The organism is Streptomyces sp. P6-2-1 (genome assembly GCF_050613165.1).
Classification (GTDB): Bacteria; Actinomycetota; Actinomycetes; order Streptomycetales; family Streptomycetaceae; genus Streptomyces.
Map to the genome: position 1 here is coordinate 4373659 of NZ_CP192513.1, position 18682 is coordinate 4392340.

Genomic DNA, 18682 nt, shown 5'->3' on the forward strand with positions numbered 1-18682 from the left:
GGCCCTGGGCCTCGTCTGTCGCGAGACCGTGGGCAGGTGTGAGCGCTACGTGATCGACAACGGCGTCTGGTAGGAGTCGCTCCTCGCCGGTATCCGCTCCAACGACCGGATCGTCGATGCCGCCCGTGAAGGCGTACAGGTCCTCGGCGCGGGAACCCCGGCCGGGGTCCGTCGCGAAAACGCCGCCCGCTTCCCCGGCTTGCTCTCGGCCGCCCTGTGGCGGGCCGCCGATGAGGTGCGGGACGTCCTCCGTGCGGGGCTTGGGGAAGGGCGGAGCGGCGCGAGGAGGGGGGCCGGTTGCGCGCCGCCGAGCGGCGGCGGGCTGCTGCGACCTTGCCGTGGCTGGTACCTTGCGATGCATGGAACCTGGCACGGCAAGTAGCGGACCGGGCAGGGCGGGAGAGCCTGCCCCGGGGAAGGCGGAGAGCCAGCTCCGGAAGGGAATCCTGGAGTACTGCGTGCTCGCGTTGCTGCGGGACGGACCGAAGTACGGGGTGGAACTCCTCGGCGCCTTGCGGGAGACGGGCGCGCTGGCGACCAGCCAGGGCACCGTCTACCCGCTGCTCTCGCGGCTGCGGCGCGACGAACTCGTCGCCACGACCTGGCAGGAGTCCACGTCGGGGCCGCCCCGGCGGTACTACGAACTCACCGCCACCGGCCACCGCGCCCTCGCGGACTTCGCCGCGATCTGGCCCCGCTTCCGCGACGCCGTCGACAACCTCCTCACCCCGGGCGGCCTGCACCCGGACACCGAAAGGGACTCTCTTGAAGACCGATGACACTCTCGTGCGTGACTACCTCGCGGCCGTCGCGCGCGAGAGCGCGCTGCTGCCGGCGTCCGCCCGCCAGGAGTTGATAGCCGACCTCGGCGAGCACATCGAGGTGGCCCTCGCCCAGCGTCCAGGCAGCGTGCGCGAGATCCTCGCCGAGGTGGGCGATCCTCGGACCATCGCCGCCACGGCGATGCAGGAACTCGGGGGCGCGGCGGGAGTGGGGGCCGGGGCGCCGGGCTCGGCGGGCGGCCCGGGGCCGGGGTTCGGCGCGGGGGCGGGGTTCGGCGCAGGGGCGCCGGGGGGTGCCGGGCCGGGTGGTGCGGCGTGGAACGGGGGTGCGTGGGGCGGCGCTCCCGAGGCGGCGGCGCGGGGGCGGCGGCGGTCGCCCGCCGAGGTGCCGATCGCGCTGCTGCTCCTCGCCGACGTGCTGCCGTACGTGGGCAGTACGCAGCTCTTGTCGCTGATCTCCGTCGCTCTCCTCATCACCGCTCTTGTCATGGTCTGCCGTTCGCGGCACTGGGACAGGGGCCAGAAGTGGGTCGGCCTCACGGCCACCCTCATCGTCCCGGTCCTCGCGCACCTCGCCTGGTACACGTACTTCGTCAGCCCCGACGACGTCGCGGCGCCCGAGGCGGTGCGCTGGTCGCTCGTCGTCGCTCTCTTCCTCGTCGTCGCCGCCGGGTGCGCCTGGTTGTGGCGCAAGCGGCGGGTCTGAGGGGGCCAGGGCCGGGGCGCGGAGGCCGGAGGTGGCTGGTCCGTGCGGGGGCGGCTCGGTCTCCGTGCGGTTGTTCCGGGGTCAGGTGCCCCCGTACCGCCGACGGCGCGGCGAGCGCTGCGACGAGCGGCATCGCGTACGCGCTCGGCGTGAGGGGCGGCGGCCCGTTCCCTTCCCGGAGGAACGCGCCCTCGCCCGCGACGAGGCGCCGCCCGCGACTCCGTGAGCCGACCGGCCAGGAGTACCGCGCCGATACCGATCACGAGGGGCACCAGCGGTGGCACGCACGGCGCCGCCCACAGCACAAGCCCGCCCACGGCTCCCTCCTTCCCAGCGAGACGGATCGAACGTATGTCGTGCAGAGTAATCGAGTGAATGCGGAGCGTGCTCGTCGCAGCGAATAGATCACTCGTACGAGTGGAGCTGCCCGGGAGCTGTCACGAATCACCGCGCTCATCCGTCAAGCAGGTGGGAACACGACCGAACCGTGCGGAAGGGGACCCCGATGAAGGTGCTTGTGGTGGGGGCCGGCTACGCCGGGACGCTGGCGGCGAATCGGCTGGTCAAGAAGGTGAAGGGGGCCGAGGTCACGGTCGTCAATCCACGCCCGGAGTTCGTCGAACGGGTCCGGTTGCACCAGCGCGTCGCCGGGAGCGCGGAGGCCGCCAGGCCCTTGCGGTCGATGCTGCGCGACGGCATCGGGATCAGGGTGGGGGAGGTCGAGAAGGCGAGCGAGGGGACGCTCTTGCTCGCCGGTGGTGACACGCTCCGTTACGACCACCTCTTCCTCGCCGTCGGGAGCAGCGTGCGGCCCCTGCCGGGGACCGTTCCCGTCGGTACGTGGGAGGGCGCCGGGCGGGCGCGCGCCGCCCTGGCCGCCCTGCCCGCCGGGGCGCAGGTCACCGTCGTCGGCGGCGGCGCGACCGGCGTCGAGACCGCGACCGAAGTCGCCGAGCGCCGCCGGGACCTGCGGGTACGGCTCGTGGGCGAACGGCTCGCCGACAGCCTCTCGGGGCGGGCCAGGGACCGCGCGCTCGCCGCGCTGAACCGGCTGCGCGTCGACCTCGTCGAGGACGTCGTGACCGGCGCCGGAGCGGCGAACGGGGAGATACGGCTGCGCTCGGGCGGGTCCCTGCCCACGGATCTCGCGTTGTGGGCGGTCGTCTCGGGGGTGCCGTCCCTCGCCGCCGACAGCGGTCTGGAGGTGGACGCGGCGGGCCGGGTCGTCGTCGACCCGTACCTCCGCAGTGTCACCGACGGGCGGATCTTCGCCGTGGGCGACTGTGCCGCGGTGCCCGGCACGCGCTTCGGCTGCCAGACGGCGGGCCCCCAGGCCGCGCATGCCGTGGACGTCCTCGCCCGGCTCCTCGCGGACCGCGAGCCGGAGCCGTATCCGCTGCGGTACGTGGGCCGTTGCGTGAGTCTCGGGCGCCGCGACGCCGTCATGCAGTTCACGCGCCGCGACGACTCGCTGCGGGACGCGCACCTCGGGGGCAGGACGGGGGCGCGGGTGAAGGAGTTCATCGTCCGGAGTGCGGCCTTCGGCTCGCGGAAGGGAATCAGCGGCTGAGATGGGGGAGACGGCTGAGGTGGGGGAAACGGCCGAGGGGGGGCAGGGGAGTCGTGCGGTGGCTGAGGAGGGAGGCGTACGGGCGGCGTGAGGCGTACGGGCGGCGTGAGGCGTACGGGCGGCGTGAGGCCTTGTCGGGGTGAGATGCGGCGGCGGGTCGCAGGGGCGAGGCGGTACGGGGACGGGGTGCGGGGCGGGCCGGGGGCGGTCACGGTGTTCGCGCGCCAGGGGTGCGAACGTCCCGTAAGGTCGGCTTCGTGCCCCTCAACGACACGGAGTTGGCCGCGCTCCTCGCCCCTGCCGGGCTGCGCTTCCTCGCACGCGTACGAGGCGAGCCGCCCATGCCGCCGCTGCCCGCGGGCGGAGCCGCGTCCGCGCTGCCCGCGCAGGGGCGGCACGACGCGCGCGCCCACGAGGTCTCCGCCGTGGACGCGCCGGACCTCGCGGACAAGGTCAACGCGGGCTGGTTCCGGATGGCCAAGGAGTTCCAGCTCCTCGACGCGGGGGACGAGTTCGTCATCGGCGTCGACTACGCGGCCACCCCCGGCGAGCGCTTCGACGGGACGCACCACGGCTGGGCGCGGGTGCGGCTCGGCGAGGAATGGGACTTCGTACGCAGTGAGGTGGAGCAGTTCAGGAGCGCGATGGCCGGGCTCTTCACCGAGCGGTACGTACCGGAGTTCACCGTCCTCGCCGGCGACGGCCACCTCCTCATGAACACGACCGTGTGGGGTGACGGCACCGTGAGCACGGTCGCGGTGCGCGGACCGCGCGAGGCGTGATCATTTTCGGCCGACGGCCGGGAGCCCGCCGCCCGTCCGCCGGTTACCGTGATCACTGACCCCCGCCGGGCCCCCGCGCGTACGGGCCCGGTGTCGCCCCCGTTCCGTACGAGGTGACCGCCATGAGTGACCGTCCGCCCCTGTCCTCGTCCCCCGCCGTGGCCCACCCGGCCCGCGTCTACAACGTCTGGCTCGGCGGCAAGGACCACTACCCGGTGGACCAGGAGGCGGCCGAGCTGGCCGCCCGCGCCAACCCCGGCATCGTCCCCTCGGTCCGCGCCAACCGCGCCTTCCTCGGGCGCGCGGTGGAACACCTCGCCGCGCAGGGCGTCCGGCAGTTCCTCGACGTCGGTACGGGCATCCCCGCCGCCGACAACACGCACGAGGTCGCGCAGCGCGTCGCGCCCGAGTCGCGGATCGTCTACGTGGACAACGACCCCGTCGTCCTCGCGCACGCCCGTGCGCTCCTCGTCAGCTCCCCCGAGGGCGCCACCGACTACGTGCAGGTCGACCTCCGCGAGCCGGAGAAGATCCTCGAAGAGGCCGCCCGCACCCTCGACTTCGCCGAGCCGGTGGGGCTGATGCTCATCGCGGTGCTCCAGTACCTGCGCGATGCGGAGGACCCCTGGGACGTCGTACGGCGGCTCCTCGCGCCGCTCGCGCCCGGCAGCTTCCTCGTGCTCTCGCACCCCGCGAGCGACATCGGCGCGGACGAGGTCGCCGAGTCCATGCGCGTCTACAACGAACGCGCGGCCGAACACGCGGCGGCGACCCCGCGCACCCGCGCCCGCGTCGGCGACTTCACCACCGGCCTCGACCTCCTCGACCCCGGCGTCGTCCCCCTCACCCGCTGGCACCCGCGCGCGGGCGACGTGCCGAACGACAGCTTGCCGATGTGGTGCGCGGTGGCGCGCAAGGAAGGGTGAGGGTGACCCGGGCCGGGGCGGGCGGAGAGCCGGTCGGCCTGCGGGCGCGGCGAGGCGGGGAGCGCGGCGAGGCGGGGAGCGCGGTGAGGCGGGGAGCGCGGTGAGGCGGGGAGCGCGGTGAGGTGAGGCGGGGAGCGCTGAGGTGAGGCCGTGGTGGGCTGAGCGCGTGCGGACAGGCGGAGGTGCGGCGGCTGGGCGCGGGCGGGGCCGGTTCAGTCGACCCGTACCAGCTCTCCCCGCTCCAGCGCCGTCCACACCGCGCCGTCCGGGCCCGTTGTGATGCCGTGCGGTTCCGGCGCCTCGCCCGGGAGCTGTTCGTACGCGAGCACCGTGCCGTCCGGGGCGAGGGCGCAGACGCGGCCCGTGCCCCAGGCCGTGCACCACACCGTGCCGTCCGGCGCGACCGTGACCGCGTGCGGGCGGGCCGTCTCGCGGTCCGGGAGCGGGTGTTCCGTGACGCGGCCGTCCGGGGCGAGGCGGGCGAGCGCCCCGGCGGCGATCTCGGTGCACCACACCGAGCCGTCCGGGCTCACCGCGATGCCGACCGGAGCGGCGCCCGGCGTCGGCAGGGGGTGCGCGGTCACCGTGCCGTCGAGCGCCACGCGGGCCACGGCGTGCGCCTGGTTGAGCGTGCACCACAGCGCCCGTCCGTCCGCGCCCGCGACGAGCATCGAGGGGAACGCGCCCGGGACGGCGAGCGGGAACTCGGTGAACTCCCCCTCCGGCGTGAGCCGTCCGATCCGGCCGGGGGGCATCTCGGTGAACCACAGCGCGCCGTCGGGGCCCGTCGCGATCCCGTACGGGCCCGAGTCCGCCGTGGGCGGCGCGTACTCCCGGACCTCGCCGTCCCCCGAGATCCGCCCGATCCGGCCCGCGCCGTTGAGCGTGCACCACAGCGCCGCGTCCGGGCCCGGGGTGAGGACGGTCGGGCGGCTGTCCGGCGCGAGGGCGAAGCTCGTGAGCCCGCCGCCGCCCGGCACGAAGCGGCCGATCCGGCCGTCCCCGGCGTACGTGAACCACAGCGCCCCGCCGCCCGGCCCCGGTCCGGTCGCGAGGGAGTACGGGCCCGTGCCGCCCGAGGAGACGTCGTAAGCGGTGAACTGCGGGCGGCGCGGCATGAAGTCCTCCGGGTCGGGCGAGGGGGGCGAGCGTACATCCCCTGAACGTTTCACCCCCTTCCCGCGTCTCAGCCTCAGCCGGGAGTGGAGGGTGGGGGAATGGCCGCAGGGCGTGGGCTCGGGCGGGGCGGGGACGCGGCCCCGGGTGATGCCGTGGACGTGGACGTGTCGCGGGTGCGGGCCGTGCTCGTGCTGGGGGGCGTGCCGTGGGGGGAGCTGGACGACGGGGTGCAGGAGGTGCGGCTCAAGCTCCTTGAGCAACAGGCCGATCCGGGGCGTCCCGGGATACGGAACCCCTCCGCGTGGAGCGGCGTCGTGGCCGCGCGCGTCGCCGTGGACCGGCATCGCGCGGGGGCGCGCGAGGACGGCTTGCGGGCGCGGCTCGCGGCGCGGTGGGCGCGGCCCGAGGCCGTACGGCCGCTCGACGAGGACCGTACCCTCGCGCTCACCGTCGCCGAGGCCCTCGCCCGTCTGACGCCCGAGCAGCGCCGCCTGCTCGTGCTCCGCTTCTACGTGGACCTGCCGGTGGCCGCCATCGCGCGGGAACTCGGCGTCCCCGAGGGCACGGTGAAGAGCAGGCTGCACACGGCCACCGCCCGCATGCGGGCCCTGCTGAGCGAGACGGAGGGGGATTCCGGTGACCGGACCGACTGACGACGACCAGAGGCGGTCCCCCGAGACCGGAGCGACCGCGTACGAGGAGGACTGCCTCCGCCACGCCTTCGCCCTCATCGCGGCGGAGGCATCGGCCGAGGTCCCGGCGGAGCCCGAGGGGGAGCAGGAGGCCGAGGGGGGACGAGAAGCGGTGCGAGGAGCCTACGTCGCTCCCCGTGAGGGCGTCGCTTTCCGTGAGGGCGTCGCTTTCCGTGAGGGCGTCGCTTTCCGTGAGGGCGTCGCTCCCCGTGAGGGCGTCGCTCCCCGTGAGGGCGCCACGTCCGCCCGTGCCCCCGGACTCCCCGTCCCGGCCCGCCTCTCGCACCGGCCCCGGCTCTCCCGTCCCGCCTGGCGTCGCGCCCGTGCCATCGGGTCCGGGCTCGTCGCGCTCGCCGCCTGCGTCACGCTCTTCACCGTCGCGATCCGTACCGGCGACCCGGACGCCAATCGTGCCGACGGCGCCAAGAGCGGCGCGCGGGACAGCGCGGCCGGCGGGAGCGCCCAGCGCTGCGCAGCCGACCGCACTCTCGTGCGCGGCGAGGTGACCGCCGTACGGGCGCTGCCGGACGGGCGGCTACGGGTCACCGTCCGCGTGAGCGACTGGCTGCGGCCCCCGAGCGGCGAGCCGACCGCGCGGTTCGACGTACCCGCCCCGGCCGAGGGCGGGTACGAGGCCGGGCAGCGTGTCCTCGTGGAGGTACCGCGCGGGCAGGCGGCCCCGCCGCGCGTCACGACGGGGGAGCGGGCGACGGAGCTGCGGCTGCGCGCACTGGGCTGCGCGTGAGCGACGGCGGCGCGGCACCCCTCCCGGCACCCGCGCCGCTGTCCCGGCACCCGCGCGACCCCCGCCATCCCGGCACCCGCGCGGCCCCCCGCCCCGCGCCGCCGTCCCGGCACCCCCCGCGCCGCCGTCCCGGCACCCCCCGCGCCGCTGTCCCGGCACCCGCGCGGCCCCCCGCCCCGCACCGCTGTCCCGGCACCCGCCCCGCCATCCCGGCACCCGCGCGGCCCCGTCCCGGCACCCGTCCCGCCCCCGGCTCTCGTCCTCCCCGCACGCGGAATGCGGTTCCGCACGGCGCCGTGACGAGAGCGACGGCCCGCGCGCGGGGCGCGAGCGCCTTGCGCGGCGCGTTCGCTGTCCCGTGGTCCGGGACGGGGGGGCAGGGCCGCAGGCAGGCACAGCCCCGTCGCTGAGCCGAGCCCCGGCAGGGACGATCGCGCGGCGGGGCGCGGCTCCCCCCCCCGCCCCGCGCCGCCGTCCCGGCACCCGCGCGCCCCCGTCCCGGCAGCTGTGTGGCCCCCCGTCCCGCGCGGCCCCCCGTCCCGCGCGGCCCCCCGTCCCGCGCGGCCCCCCGCCCCGCCGTCCCGGCACCCGCGCGCCCCCGTCCCGGCACCCGCGCGGCCCCCCGCGCCGCGCCGCCGTCCCGCCCCCCGCCCCGCCCCCGCTCTCGTCCTCCCCGCACGCGGGGCAGTCGTCGGGGCGGGGGAGTGCGGCGGGGGAACGGGAAGTGCGGTTCCGCACGGCACTGTGACGAGAGCGACGGCCCGCGCGCGGGGCGCGAGCGCCTTGCGTGGCGCGTCCGCTGCTCCGTGGTCCGGGACGGGGGGCATGGCCGCAGGCAGGCACAGCCCCGTTGCTGAGCCGAGCCCCGGCAGGGACGATCGCGCGGCAGGGCGCGGCTCCCCCCGCCCCGCCCCGCCATCCCGGCACCCGCGAGCCCCCGTCCCGGCAGCTGTGTGGCCCCCCGTTCCGCGCGGCCCCCCGCCCCGCCATCCCGGCACCCGCGCGGCCCCCCGCCCCGCGCCGCCGTCCCGGCACCCCCCGCGTCGCCGTCCCGGCACCCGCGCCCCCCCGTCCCGCCCCCCACCCCGCCCCCGCTCTCGTCCTCCCCGCACGCGAGGCAGCCGTCGGGGCGGGGGAACGGGGAGTGCGGTTCCGCACGGCGCCGTGACGGGAGCGACGGCCCGCGCGCGGGGCGCGAGCGCCTTGCCCCCCCCCGCCCCCTGCCCCGTGTCCGGGACGGGGGGAGGGCCGTAGGCAGGCACAGCCCCGTCGCTGAGCCGAGCCCCGGCAGGGACGATCGCGCGGCAGGGCGCGACAGCCGTACGCCTTGTCGCTCACCTCGCCCGGGCTTCTTCAGCCCCTTCCGCCCTTTCGGCCCCTTCCGCCCCGTCGCCACGGCCCTCGCGCGCGAGTGACACGACGAGCGCGCCGAGCAGGAGGCACACCCCGGCCATGACCCACAGCAGGACGTGGAAGGCGTCGTCGTACGAGGAGGCGCCGGGACCGGAGCCCGAGCCGTGCGAGGCGATGAGCGAGGCCAGGACCGAACCGAAGACCGCGACGGCGATCGCCTCGCTGCCGAGCCGGAGCGTGTTGAGGAAACCGGCGGCCATCCCGGCCTTGGCGGGCTCGATCATGGCGAGGGCCTGCCCGTCGACGAGCCCGGCCGACAGACCCATCCCCGCGCCGGTGACGAGCATCGCGGGCGCCATGACGGCGAGCGAGGTGTCGGGGCCGAGCAGCAGCAGCGCGAGGTCGCCGATGACGAGGCACACGAGCGAGGCGAAGACGACGGCGAGCGGCGAGGTGCCGCGCTCCACGAGCTTGGCGCCCGCGAGCGGCAGGACCAGGACGGGCAGGGTCAGCAGGAGCATCGTCGTCCCGGCGGCCGACGCGCTGTACCCGGCGACCGTCGAGAGGTAGGACGGCAGGTAGGTGAGCTGCGTGACGAAGCCGAAGGACGCGGCGACGGGCACCAGGGTGTAGGCGAGGAAGCGGCGGTCGCGTACGGCCGAGAGGTCCAGGAGCGGGGCATCGGTCCGCCGGGCGAGCGCGCCGAAGACGCCGAAGAGGACGAGTGAGGCGAGCAGCAGGCCGAGGGTGCCCGCCGATGCCCAGCCCCACGCCGAGCCCTGCACGATGGTGTACGTCAGCGCGGCCATCGCGAGGACGAAGACGACCGCGCCGCGCACGTCGAGGCGGCCCGCGCCGCGCAGCGGCTCGCGCACGCCGCGCGCGATGGCGGGTACGCAGCCGAGCACGACGGCCAGGACGATCGCCTGGAGCCCGAAGATCCAGCGCCAGCCGAGCGCGTCCACGGCCGGGCCCGAGACCGTCGGGCCGAGGGCCACGCCGACTCCGGCGACCGTGCCGAAGAGCGCGAACGCCTTTGCCCTGGCCGGGCCTTCGAAGGCGGAGGACAGGATCGCGCTGCCGCAGGCGAAGACCGCCGCGCCGCCGAGCCCCGCGAGGGCGCGGGCCCCGTCGAGCACGTACACGTTCGGCGCGAGCGCGCATGCCAGCGAGGCGAGGGCGAAGACGGCGGCGCCGAGCGCGAAGGCCCGGACGCGGCCGATGAGGTCGGCGAGGCTGCCCCACACGAGGGTGAAGCAGGCGAAGGCGAGGTTGAAGGCGTTGACGACCCATTGGAGGGAGGCCGAGCCCTGCGCGGTGCCGGTGCCCGCGCCGATGTCGGGGAGCGCGACGGCCGTCCCCGAGATGGATGTGGGGACGACGAAGACGGCGAGCAGGACGGCGAACAGGGTCAGTTTCCCAGGGCCTGCGGGGGTGTCCCCCGCGTGCGGTCCTGGCGGCGCCCCTGCGGGGCGGGCGGGGTCGGCGGTGGGTGAGGCCACGGGGAACTCCGGAAAGGGGTCGGGGCGATGGCGGCACCGGCCGCATAGGTACGGCCGTCATCGAACCTCACCCTGGCACGAGCGCAAGGTTTCACACAAGTAGTACCTTGGCCGCAGGGCGGCGTGATCCCCGTGGCCCCGTTCCGTCGCCGAGCCGAGGAGACGCACCCATGCCCGATGCCGAAGGTCACCCGAGCGTCGAGGAGTTCGACTTCCAGGCGGTGCTCAAGGCCCTCTCCGACCCGCTGCGCTACCACGTCGTCGCGACCCTCGTCCGCCAGTCGGAGGACGTCGAGCGCACGTGTACGTCCTTCGGGCTGCCCGTGAGCAAGTCGACGCGCACGCACCACTTCCGCGTCCTGCGTGAGGCCGGACTGGTGCGGCAGGTGGACCGGGGCAACAGTCGGGCCGCCCGGCTGCGTCGCGAGGACATCGAGCGGCGTTTCCCCGGCCTGCTCCGGCTCGTGGCCGAGAATGAGCCCCTGCCGGAGGTGGCGGGCTCCCCGGAGGCGTGAGGCGCCGCTCCGTCGTCCCCCCCCGCGCGGTACGAGGCCGTACCCAGTCGTATCCCGGTGCCGCGCGAAGTCGTGCCCTCGTGCGGTGCGAGGTCGCATCCCCGCGCCGTGCGAAGCCGTGCCCCCGTGCCGCGCGAAGTCGTGCCCCGCGCCGTACGAGGCCGTGCCCCTGTGCCGCGCGAAGCCGCACCCTCCCCGCGCCGCGCCGCCGCACCCCCTCCCGCCGCACCCCCTCCCGCCGCACCCCCCTCCCGCCGCGCCGCGCCGCACCCCCTCCTGCCCCCCGCCCCGCCCCGTCGCCATTGACTAGGGCTATTCAGAAGTGGAGTATGTGAATCAATCGAGTCACAGGAGGCAGCCCATGTCCGGTCCCCGCCCCGTCCGCGCCCCTCGCGGCACCGAGCTGAGTGCCCTCGGCTGGCAGCAGGAGGCCGCGCTGCGGATGCTCCAGAACAACCTGGACCCGGAGGTCGCCGAGCACCCCGACGCGCTCGTCGTCTACGGCGGCTCCGGGAAGGCGGCCCGCGACTGGAACTCCTTCGACGCGATGATCCGCACCCTGCGCACCCTGAAGAACGACGAGACGATGCTCGTGCAGTCGGGCCGCCCCGTCGGCGTCATGCGCACGCACGAGTGGGCGCCCCGCGTCCTCATCGCCAACTCCAACCTCGTGGGCGACTGGGCGAACTGGGACGAGTTCCGCCGCCTGGAGGAGCTGGGCCTCACGATGTACGGCCAGATGACGGCCGGTTCGTGGATCTACATCGGCACGCAGGGCATCCTCCAGGGCACGTACGAGACCTTCTCGGCCGTCGCGGCGAAGCGCTTCGGCGGCACCCTCGCCGGGACCATCACGCTCACCGCCGGGCTCGGCGGCATGGGCGGCGCGCAGCCGCTCGCCGTGACGATGAACGACGGCGTCGCGATCTGCGTCGACTGCGACCCGCGCGCCATCGAGCGCCGCATCGAGCACCGCTACCTCGACGTCAAGGCCGACAGCGTCGCGCACGCGCTCGCACTCGCCACCGAGGCGCGCGACCGCCGCGAGCCCCTCTCCATCGGCCTGCTCGGCAACGCGGCCGAGATCGTCCCGCAGCTCCTCGCCGACGGCGCCCCCATCGACATCGTCACCGACCAGACCTCCGCCCACGACCCGCTCGCCTACCTCCCCATCGGCGTCGAGTTCGCCGACATGGCGGCGTACGCGAAGGAGAACCCCGCCGAGTTCACGCGGCGCTCCCGCGAGGCGATGGCGAAGCACGTCGAGGCGATGGTCGGCTTCCAGGACGCGGGCGCCGAGGTCTTCGACTACGGCAACTCGATCCGCGGCGAGGCCCAGCTCGCCGGGTACGAGCGCGCCTTCGCCTTCCCCGGCTTCGTCCCCGCCTACATCCGCCCGCTCTTCTGCGAGGGCAAGGGCCCCTTCCGCTGGGCCGCGCTCTCCGGCGAGGCGAGCGACATCCACAAGACCGACCAGGCGCTCCTCGACCTCTTCCCCGAGAACGAGTCGCTGCACCGCTGGATCAAGATGGCGCAGGAGCGCGTCCACTTCCAGGGGCTCCCCGCGCGTATCTGCTGGCTCGGGCAGGGCGAGCGCGACAAGGCGGGCGTGCGCTTCAACGAGATGGTCGCCTCCGGCGAGTTGCAGGCCCCGATCGTCATCGGGCGCGACCACCTCGACACCGGCTCCGTCGCCTCCCCGTACCGCGAGACCGAGGCCATGAAGGACGGCTCGGACGCGATCGCCGACTGGCCGCTGCTCAACGCGATGGTCAACGTCGCGTCCGGCGCCTCCTGGGTCTCGATCCACCACGGCGGCGGCGTCGGCATGGGCCGCTCGCTGCACGCCGGTCAGGTCACGGTCGCCGACGGCACGCCGCTCGCCGCCGAGAAGATCCGCCGGGTCCTCACCAACGACCCCGGCATGGGTGTCATCCGGCACGTCGACGCGGGCTACGAGGAGGCGGAGGCCGTCGCCGAGGCGAAGGGCGTCCGCATCCCGATGCGCGAGGGTGGCGACGCGTGAGCGAGCGCAGCACGCGCGAAGGCACGGCCGGGGCGGCATCCGCCCCGGCCGCCGGGCCCGCCCCGTCCCGTACGGCCGCCTCAGCCCGTACCGCCAAGCGCGTCCCCGACGACTTCGACCGCATGTGGGACACCCTCGCCCCGCTCGGGCGCGACAAGGACAGCGGCGGCTACCGGCGCTTCGCCTGGACGGGTGCCGACCGCGACGTGCGCGACTGGTTCAAGGACCAGGCGGCGGACCGGGGGCTCGTCTACGAGGAGGACCGCAACGGCAACCAGTGGGCCTGGCTCGGCGACCCCGAGGGCGAGGACGCCGTCGTCACCGGTTCGCACCTCGACTCCGTACCCGACGGCGGCGCCTTCGACGGCCCCCTCGGCGTCGTCACCGCCTTCGCCGCGCTCGACGAACTCCGCGCGCGCGGCGTGAGCCCCCGCAAGCCCCTCGCACTCACCAACTTCGCCGACGAGGAGGGCGCCCGCTTCGGCCTCGCCTGCGTCGGCTCACGGCTCAGCGCGGGCGCGCTGTCGAAGGAGGCCGCCTTCGCGCTGCGCGACGCCGAGGGCATCAGCCTCCCGCAGGCGATGGAACGCGCCGGTTTCGACCCCGAGGCGATCGGCGCCGACCACGCGCGCCTCGACCGCGTCTCCGCGTACGTCGAACTCCACGTCGAGCAGGGCCGCGCGCTCGACCTCACGGGCGACCCGGTCGGTATCGCCAGCGCGATCTGGCCGCACGGCCGCTGGCGCTTCGACTGGCGCGGCGAGGCCAACCACGCGGGCACCACCCGGCTCGTGGACCGGCACGACCCGATGCTCCCGTACGCCGAGACGGTCCTCGCCGCGCGCCGCGAGGCCGCGCTCGCGCAGGCCGTCGCGACCTTCGGCAAGCTCCACGTCGTGCCCGGCGGCGTCAACGCGATCCCCTCGCTCGTGCGCGGCTGGCTCGACTCGCGCGCCGCCGACCAGGAGACCCTGGACACCGTCGTGCGCGCGATCGAGGAGGCCGCGCGGGACGCCGCCGCGCGCGAGGGCGTCGACCTCGCCGTCGTACGCGAGTCCTTCACGCCCGTCGTCGAGTTCGGCCACGCGCTGCGCGAGGAACTGGGCCGCGTGCTCCGTACGGACAAGGGCGAGGTCCCCGTCCTGCCCACCGGCGCGGGACACGACGCGGGAATCCTCTCCGCCGCCGTCCCGACCGCCATGCTGTTCGTACGCAACCCGACCGGCGTCTCGCACGCCCCCGCAGAGCACGCGGAGCGCGCCGACTGCCACGCGGGGGTCACCGCCCTCGCGGACGTACTGGAGGAGCTGGCGTGCGACGGACGGAAGGAGGCGGCGTGCCGCTGACGTACTGGCTCGAACACGCGTGGCTCGGCGCCCGCACCGCCTCGGGACTCGTCCTGACGGCGGGCGCGGACGGCCGGATCGCCTCGCTCACCGAGGGCGTCCCGGGCCCGCCGCCCGGCGCCGAGGTCCTGCGCGGCCTCACCCTGCCGGGCCTCGCCAACGCGCACTCGCACGCCTTCCACCGCGCTCTGCGCGCGGCGACTCAGCGGGCGCGCGGCACGTTCTGGACCTGGCGCGAGACGATGTACGGGGTCGCCGCGCGCCTCACCCCGGACGTGTACCACCGGCTCGCGCGCGCGGTGTACGCCGAGATGGCCCTCGGCGGCATCACGGCCGTGGGCGAGTTCCACTACGTGCACCACCAGCCCGACGGGACCCCGTACGCGGACCCCAACGCGATGGGCGAGGCGCTGATCGAGGCCGCGCGCGAGGCCGGAATCCGCCTCACGCTGCTTGACACCGCGTACCTCTCCTCCGGCTTCGGCGCCGCGCCCGAGCCGCACCAGCTCCGCTTCGGCGACGGCGACGCGGACGCCTGGGCGCGCCGCGCGGACCGGCTGCGCGGCGACGACAACACCGTCATCGGCGCGGCGATCCACTCGGTGCGCGCCGTACCGGCCGACCAGCTCGCGACCGTCGCCGCCTGGGCGCGCGACCGCGAGGCGCCCCTGCACGTCCACCTCTCCGAGCAGCCCGCCGAGAACGAGGCGTGCCTCGCCGCGCACGGCATGACACCGACCCAACTCCTCCACGAGCACGGTGTGCTGGGCCCGCGCACGACCGGCGTGCACAACACCCACCTCACCGAGGAGGACATCCGCCTCATCGGCTCCTCCGGCACCGGTACGTGCATGTGCCCGACCACCGAGCGCGACCTCGCGGACGGCATCGGGCCCGCCGTCGCCCTCCAGGAGGCGGGCAGCCCGCTCTCGCTCGGCAGCGACAGCCACGCCGTGCTCGATCTGTTCGAGGAGGCCCGCGCGCTGGAACTCGACGAGCGCCTGCGCACCCGCACGCGCGGCCACTGGACGGCCGCCGCCCTCCTGGACGCGGCGAGCCCCGGAGGCCACGCCGCGCTCGGCCGCCCCGAGGCGGGCCGCCTCGTGCCGGGCGCGCCCGCCGACTTCACGACGCTCGCGCTCGACACCGTGCGCACCGCCGGGCACGGTCCCGGACTCGGCGCGGAGACCGCCGTGTTCGCGGGCAGCGCGGCGGACGTGCGCCACACGGTCGTCGGCGGCGAGCATGTCGTACGGGACGGACGGCACACCCGCGTCGCCGACCCCGCCGCCCTCCTCGCGGAGACCATCGCGGCCCTGCACACCGAAGGAACGGACGCGCGCGCATGACCAGCACCCTGCTCACCGGCATCGGCTCCCTCGTCACCAACGACCCTGTCCACGGTGGCCCGTTGGGACTGATCGAGGACGCCGCGCTCGTCGTGGACGGCGAGCGGATCGCGTGGACCGGGCCCGCGAGCGCGGCCCCTGACGCGGACGTACGGCACGACGTGGGCGGGCGCGCGGTCCTCCCCGGCTTCGTCGACTCGCACTCCCACCTCGTCTTCGCGGGCGACCGCACACGCGAGTTCAACGCCCGTATGTCAGGGCGGGCCTACGAGGCGGGCGGTATCCGCACGACGGTCGCGGCGACGCGCGCGGCGAGCGACGAGGACCTCGAAGCGAACCTCGTGCGGCACCTCGCCGAGGGCCTGCGGCAGGGCACGACGACGCAGGAGACGAAGTCCGGGTACGGCCTGACGGTCGACGACGAGGCCCGCGCGCTCGCGCTCGCCGCGCGCCACACGGACGAGGTCACGTACCTGGGCGCGCACATCGTGGCCCCGGAGTACGCGGACGACCCGGCGGCGTACGTGGCGCTCGTGACCGGCCCGATGCTCGACGCCTGTGCCCCGCACGCCCGCTGGGTCGACGTTTTCTGCGAGAAGGGCGCCTTCGACGGCGACCAGGCCCGCGCGATCCTCACGGCGGGCGCGGCGCGCGGGCTGACCCCCCGCGTCCACGCCAACCAGCTCACGTACGGCCCCGGCGTCCAACTGGCCGTCGAACTGGGCGCGGCGAGCGCCGACCACTGCACGCACCTGACGGACGAGGACGTGGCGGCCCTCGCCGCCTCGGACACGGTGGCGACCCTGCTCCCGGGCGCGGAGTTCTCGACGCGCGCGGAGTGGCCGGACGCCCGCCGCCTGCTGGACGCGGGAGCGACGGTGGCCCTGTCGACGGACTGCAACCCCGGCTCCTCCTACACCTCCTCGATGCCCTTCTGCCTCGCCCTCGCGGTCCGCGACATGGGCATGACCCCCGACGAGGCGGTGTGGTCCGCGACAGCGGGAGGAGCGAAGGCGCTGCGCCGCACGGACGTGGGCGCCCTGACGCCGGGCGCGCGTGCCGACCTCCAGATCCTGGACGCCCCCAGCCACGTCCACTTCGCGTACCGGCCTGGGGTACCGCTGGTGGGGGAGGTGTGGCGGGCGGGGGCGCGGGTCAGCTGACCGGGTGGCGCCACCGCAGGCCGGAACTCTCACCGATCCGGTAGACGTGCGCCTCGGCGTTGACACGAAGCCCCACGGACTCGACCCCCGGCCTCCCGGCCGCCTGCCACGCCCGGATTCTCCTCTCGACCTCGTCCCACGGCGCCGCGGAACCACCCTGCCGTACCCGCCACTTCCCGCCGGCCGGCAGGAACTGGGCGAAGCTCTCGCGCTCCGCGTCGACAAGAACGGTGCCGACCCCGTCCGCCTGGATCACCCGCGACCCGGGAAGGGTGAGCTGGGCGAGGAAGGCGGGCATCCCGCCGCCCAGGAGCAGCGACGGACTCAGGTCCGTCGTACGGTCGCGGTCCGCGTCGGCCACAAGGCCCGCGAGGTCCCCCGCGACGGACGGCGGCACCTGCGCGCGGGCCTGCATGAACGAGGTGTGCCCCAGGAACTCCCCGTCCCCGCCGCCGTCCTCTCCGACGGTGAGGCGCAGCAGCCCCGAGCCGTTGGGCCAGGAGCCGAGCGTCGCGAGGACGACGCCCCCCGGCCGGGTCTGCCGGAGCCAGCTCGGCGGGACGCGGCGTACGGCGCACGTGGCGATGATCCGGTCGTACGGGCCCCGCTCGGCGCAGCCGAGGAGGCCGTCCCCGGTCACGCTCCCCGGCGCGTACCCGGCCTTCCCGAGCGCGCCGCGGGCGCGCCGGGCCACCCCCGGGTCGACCTCCACCGTGGTGACGGCCTCCGCCCCGAGCCAGTGGCACATCAGGGCCGTGGAGTATCCCGTCCCCGTGCCGATCTCCAGCACCTCGTGCCCGCGCGAGACGCCGGCCTTCCCGAGCATGTCGACGACCAGGGAGGGGACGGTGGACGAGGACGTGGGCGTGCCCCACACCGCTTCCGGGACATCCTCCGCCGTGATCGTGTCGTCGAGCTGGGTGACGAGGGACTGGTCGCTGTACGCGAGCGCCGGGTCGATACGGTCGGCGGGGACCGGGCTCCAGCGGCCGACCTCGTCCGGAACGAACACGCCGGGCCGGAGGAACAGTTCACGCGGAACGGCCTCCACGGCGCGCCGCCACTCGGGGTGGGCGAAGACTCCCGCCTCGTCCATGCGGGCGGCGAGCGCCAGGCGCTCGGAGGTCATGTCGCTCATGAGGGTTCTCCTCGGGCCAGGAAGTCGGCGAGGGCGGCGGACAGAGGCAGCCCCGTGGCGTCCTCCAGCCAGCCCCATTGCCCGTTCGGATTGAGTTCGAGGAACTGGTAGCGGCCCTCGGCGTCGAGCGTGAGGTCGAAGCTGCCGGACTCCAGCCCGCAGCACTCCAGGAAATCGCGCAGTGCCGAGGCGAGGGCGGGCGGGAGATCAATCGTGGTGTAGGTGAGGGCGGAGTAGTCGCGGCGCCAGTCGAGCAGGCCGGAGTCGATGCGCACCGCGAAGAGACGTCGGCCGACGACGAAAACCCGTACGTCCGCCACCTTCCGTACCCGCGCCTGGAAGAGGTGCGGGGAGCTGCGGAGGCTGTCGTCGATCTCCTCGGCGGTGACGGGCTCGGCCCAGCCGACGAGTGGGACGCCGTCGCGCTCGTACGGGGTGGCGCGAAGCGGCTTGTGGATCACGGGGCCGTGCGTGGCGATGAACTCACGCGCGTCGTCGGGGTCGTTGGTGACGAGCGTGGAGGGCACGTCGAGAGAGAGGCGTCGGGCCAGCGCGAGTTGCGCCGGCTTGTAGTCGGCGGCGGCCTCGCGCGAGGGGTGGTTGACCCACAACGGCCGGTGTAGCGCGTGGAGAACGCCGCCGAGCCCGTACCGGACGTGTGCGGCGGCGTAGCGCGCGTCGCCGTGCCCGAGTCCCCCGTACGTGGGCCACGTCGGGCGCCGCCAGTACACCGCCCGTACGTGCGTCAGGTCCAGGGATCTCGAAGGGGTACGGACCTGCCCGGCCATCGGGGACGAGCAGGCGCCGAACCGCGCGGAGAGCGCGAGGGCACCGGACGCGATGTCGGCGGGGTCGAACCGGACCACCGGTACTCCTTGTTGGTTCAGCCGGACGATCACCATGTCGGCGGTGGCGTCGCCCGGCGCGGTGACGACCAGTACCGCGCTCTCCTCGGTCATGGAGGGGCC

16 protein-coding genes are annotated in these 18682 nt (G+C 75.3%); 12 read left to right on the forward strand and 4 right to left on the reverse strand.

Annotation, left to right across the window (positions count from 1 at the left end; genetic code table 11):
* Nucleotides 1-359 precede the first annotated feature (359 nt).
* The 5 genes from ACQYWQ_RS18885 (at nt 360) to ACQYWQ_RS18905 (ending at nt 4766) form a co-directional block, all read left to right on the forward strand.
* A complete protein-coding gene (locus ACQYWQ_RS18885; protein WP_431036056.1) occupies nt 360-779 on the forward strand; it encodes a PadR family transcriptional regulator in 420 nt (139 codons plus the stop codon).
* Nucleotides 766-1488: an HAAS signaling domain-containing protein gene (locus ACQYWQ_RS18890; protein ID WP_431036057.1), complete on the forward strand. Its 723-nt coding sequence runs from the start codon at nt 766-768 to the stop codon at nt 1486-1488. Before ACQYWQ_RS18885 ends, ACQYWQ_RS18890 begins: the two co-directional genes overlap by 14 nt.
* 505 nt (nt 1489-1993) lie before the next feature.
* Nucleotides 1994-3058 (forward strand): NAD(P)/FAD-dependent oxidoreductase, encoded by a 1065-nt coding sequence (locus ACQYWQ_RS18895; RefSeq protein WP_431036058.1) that lies wholly within the window; start codon nt 1994-1996, stop codon nt 3056-3058.
* Nucleotides 3059-3315: 257 nt separating this feature from the next.
* Nucleotides 3316-3840, forward strand: a complete 525-nt coding sequence (locus tag ACQYWQ_RS18900) for a hypothetical protein (RefSeq protein ID WP_431036059.1) — start codon at nt 3316-3318, stop codon at nt 3838-3840.
* Nucleotides 3841-3962: 122 nt separating this feature from the next.
* Nucleotides 3963-4766, forward strand: a complete 804-nt coding sequence (locus ACQYWQ_RS18905) for an SAM-dependent methyltransferase (RefSeq protein ID WP_431036060.1) — start codon at nt 3963-3965, stop codon at nt 4764-4766.
* Between the two features lie 212 nt (nt 4767-4978).
* Here the strand turns inward: ACQYWQ_RS18905 and ACQYWQ_RS18910 are convergent, their stop codons facing one another.
* The gene (locus ACQYWQ_RS18910; protein ID WP_431036061.1) at nt 4979-5884 is read right to left on the reverse strand and encodes a virginiamycin B lyase family protein; all 906 of its coding nucleotides are present in this window, start codon (nt 5882-5884) and stop codon (nt 4979-4981) included.
* A gap of 99 nt (nt 5885-5983) precedes the next feature.
* On the opposite strand from ACQYWQ_RS18910, the gene ACQYWQ_RS18915 reads away from it, so the two are divergent.
* Nucleotides 5984-6538, forward strand: coding sequence for an RNA polymerase sigma factor (locus ACQYWQ_RS18915; RefSeq protein ID WP_431036062.1), 555 nt, complete (start codon nt 5984-5986; stop codon nt 6536-6538).
* Entirely contained in the window at nt 6522-7322 is an 801-nt protein-coding gene (locus ACQYWQ_RS18920) for a translation initiation factor IF-2 (protein WP_431036063.1), read from the forward strand. Before ACQYWQ_RS18915 ends, ACQYWQ_RS18920 begins: the two co-directional genes overlap by 17 nt.
* A gap of 1334 nt (nt 7323-8656) precedes the next feature.
* Here ACQYWQ_RS18920 and ACQYWQ_RS18925 read toward each other — a convergent pair.
* On the reverse strand, nt 8657-10177 hold the full coding sequence (locus tag ACQYWQ_RS18925) for an MFS transporter (protein WP_431036064.1): 1521 nt from the start codon (nt 10175-10177) through the stop codon (nt 8657-8659).
* Nucleotides 10178-10347: 170 nt separating this feature from the next.
* Between ACQYWQ_RS18925 and ACQYWQ_RS18930 the strand changes: the two genes are divergently transcribed.
* From ACQYWQ_RS18930 to hutI, 5 genes are all read left to right on the forward strand, one after another.
* On the forward strand, nt 10348-10692 hold the full coding sequence (locus tag ACQYWQ_RS18930; protein WP_431036066.1) for an ArsR/SmtB family transcription factor: 345 nt from the start codon (nt 10348-10350) through the stop codon (nt 10690-10692).
* 361 nt (nt 10693-11053) lie between these two features.
* A complete protein-coding gene (hutU, locus tag ACQYWQ_RS18935; RefSeq protein ID WP_431036067.1) occupies nt 11054-12718 on the forward strand; it encodes a urocanate hydratase in 1665 nt (554 codons plus the stop codon).
* A gap of 122 nt (nt 12719-12840) precedes the next feature.
* The gene (locus tag ACQYWQ_RS18940; protein WP_431039249.1) at nt 12841-14064 is read left to right on the forward strand and encodes an allantoate amidohydrolase; all 1224 of its coding nucleotides are present in this window, start codon (nt 12841-12843) and stop codon (nt 14062-14064) included.
* Nucleotides 14055-15413 carry a formimidoylglutamate deiminase gene (locus ACQYWQ_RS18945; RefSeq protein WP_431036069.1) on the forward strand — a complete coding sequence of 453 codons (1359 nt, stop codon included), beginning with the start codon at nt 14055-14057 and terminating at the stop codon, nt 15411-15413. The genes ACQYWQ_RS18940 and ACQYWQ_RS18945 overlap by 10 nt, the downstream gene beginning before the upstream one ends.
* Entirely contained in the window at nt 15410-16576 is a 1167-nt protein-coding gene (gene hutI / locus ACQYWQ_RS18950) for an imidazolonepropionase (RefSeq protein ID WP_431036070.1), read from the forward strand. Before ACQYWQ_RS18945 ends, hutI begins: the two co-directional genes overlap by 4 nt.
* On the opposite strand, the gene tgmC is transcribed toward hutI, so the two are convergent.
* Both tgmC and tgmB read right to left on the reverse strand, forming a co-directional pair.
* Complete coding sequence (gene tgmC / locus ACQYWQ_RS18955; protein WP_431036072.1) at nt 16569-17714, reverse strand: ATP-grasp peptide maturase system methyltransferase; 1146 nt, start codon at nt 17712-17714, stop codon at nt 16569-16571. The genes hutI and tgmC overlap by 8 nt on opposite strands.
* On the reverse strand, nt 17711-18673 hold the full coding sequence (gene tgmB / locus ACQYWQ_RS18960) for an ATP-grasp ribosomal peptide maturase (RefSeq protein WP_431036074.1): 963 nt from the start codon (nt 18671-18673) through the stop codon (nt 17711-17713). The genes tgmC and tgmB overlap by 4 nt, the downstream gene beginning before the upstream one ends.
* Nucleotides 18674-18682 lie beyond the last annotated feature (9 nt).

Bases quoted from the DNA above. Each gene is read 5' to 3' on its own strand.
- ACQYWQ_RS18885 (WP_431036056.1), top strand. From the start codon at position 360: ATGGAACCTGGCACGGCAAGTAGCGGACCGGGCAGGGCGGGAGAGCCT.
- ACQYWQ_RS18895 (WP_431036058.1), top strand. From the start codon at position 1,994: ATGAAGGTGCTTGTGGTGGGGGCCGGCTACGCCGGGACGCTGGCGGCG.
- ACQYWQ_RS18905 (WP_431036060.1), top strand. From the start codon at position 3,963: ATGAGTGACCGTCCGCCCCTGTCCTCGTCCCCCGCCGTGGCCCACCCG.
- ACQYWQ_RS18910 (WP_431036061.1), bottom strand. From the start codon at position 5,884: ATGCCGCGCCGCCCGCAGTTCACCGCTTACGACGTCTCCTCGGGCGGC.
- ACQYWQ_RS18915 (WP_431036062.1), top strand. From the start codon at position 5,984: ATGGCCGCAGGGCGTGGGCTCGGGCGGGGCGGGGACGCGGCCCCGGGT.
- ACQYWQ_RS18930 (WP_431036066.1), top strand. From the start codon at position 10,348: ATGCCCGATGCCGAAGGTCACCCGAGCGTCGAGGAGTTCGACTTCCAG.
- hutU (WP_431036067.1), top strand. From the start codon at position 11,054: ATGTCCGGTCCCCGCCCCGTCCGCGCCCCTCGCGGCACCGAGCTGAGT.
- ACQYWQ_RS18940 (WP_431039249.1), top strand. From the start codon at position 12,841: ATGTGGGACACCCTCGCCCCGCTCGGGCGCGACAAGGACAGCGGCGGC.
- hutI (WP_431036070.1), top strand. From the start codon at position 15,410: ATGACCAGCACCCTGCTCACCGGCATCGGCTCCCTCGTCACCAACGAC.
- tgmC (WP_431036072.1), bottom strand. From the start codon at position 17,714: ATGAGCGACATGACCTCCGAGCGCCTGGCGCTCGCCGCCCGCATGGAC.
- tgmB (WP_431036074.1), bottom strand. From the start codon at position 18,673: ATGACCGAGGAGAGCGCGGTACTGGTCGTCACCGCGCCGGGCGACGCC.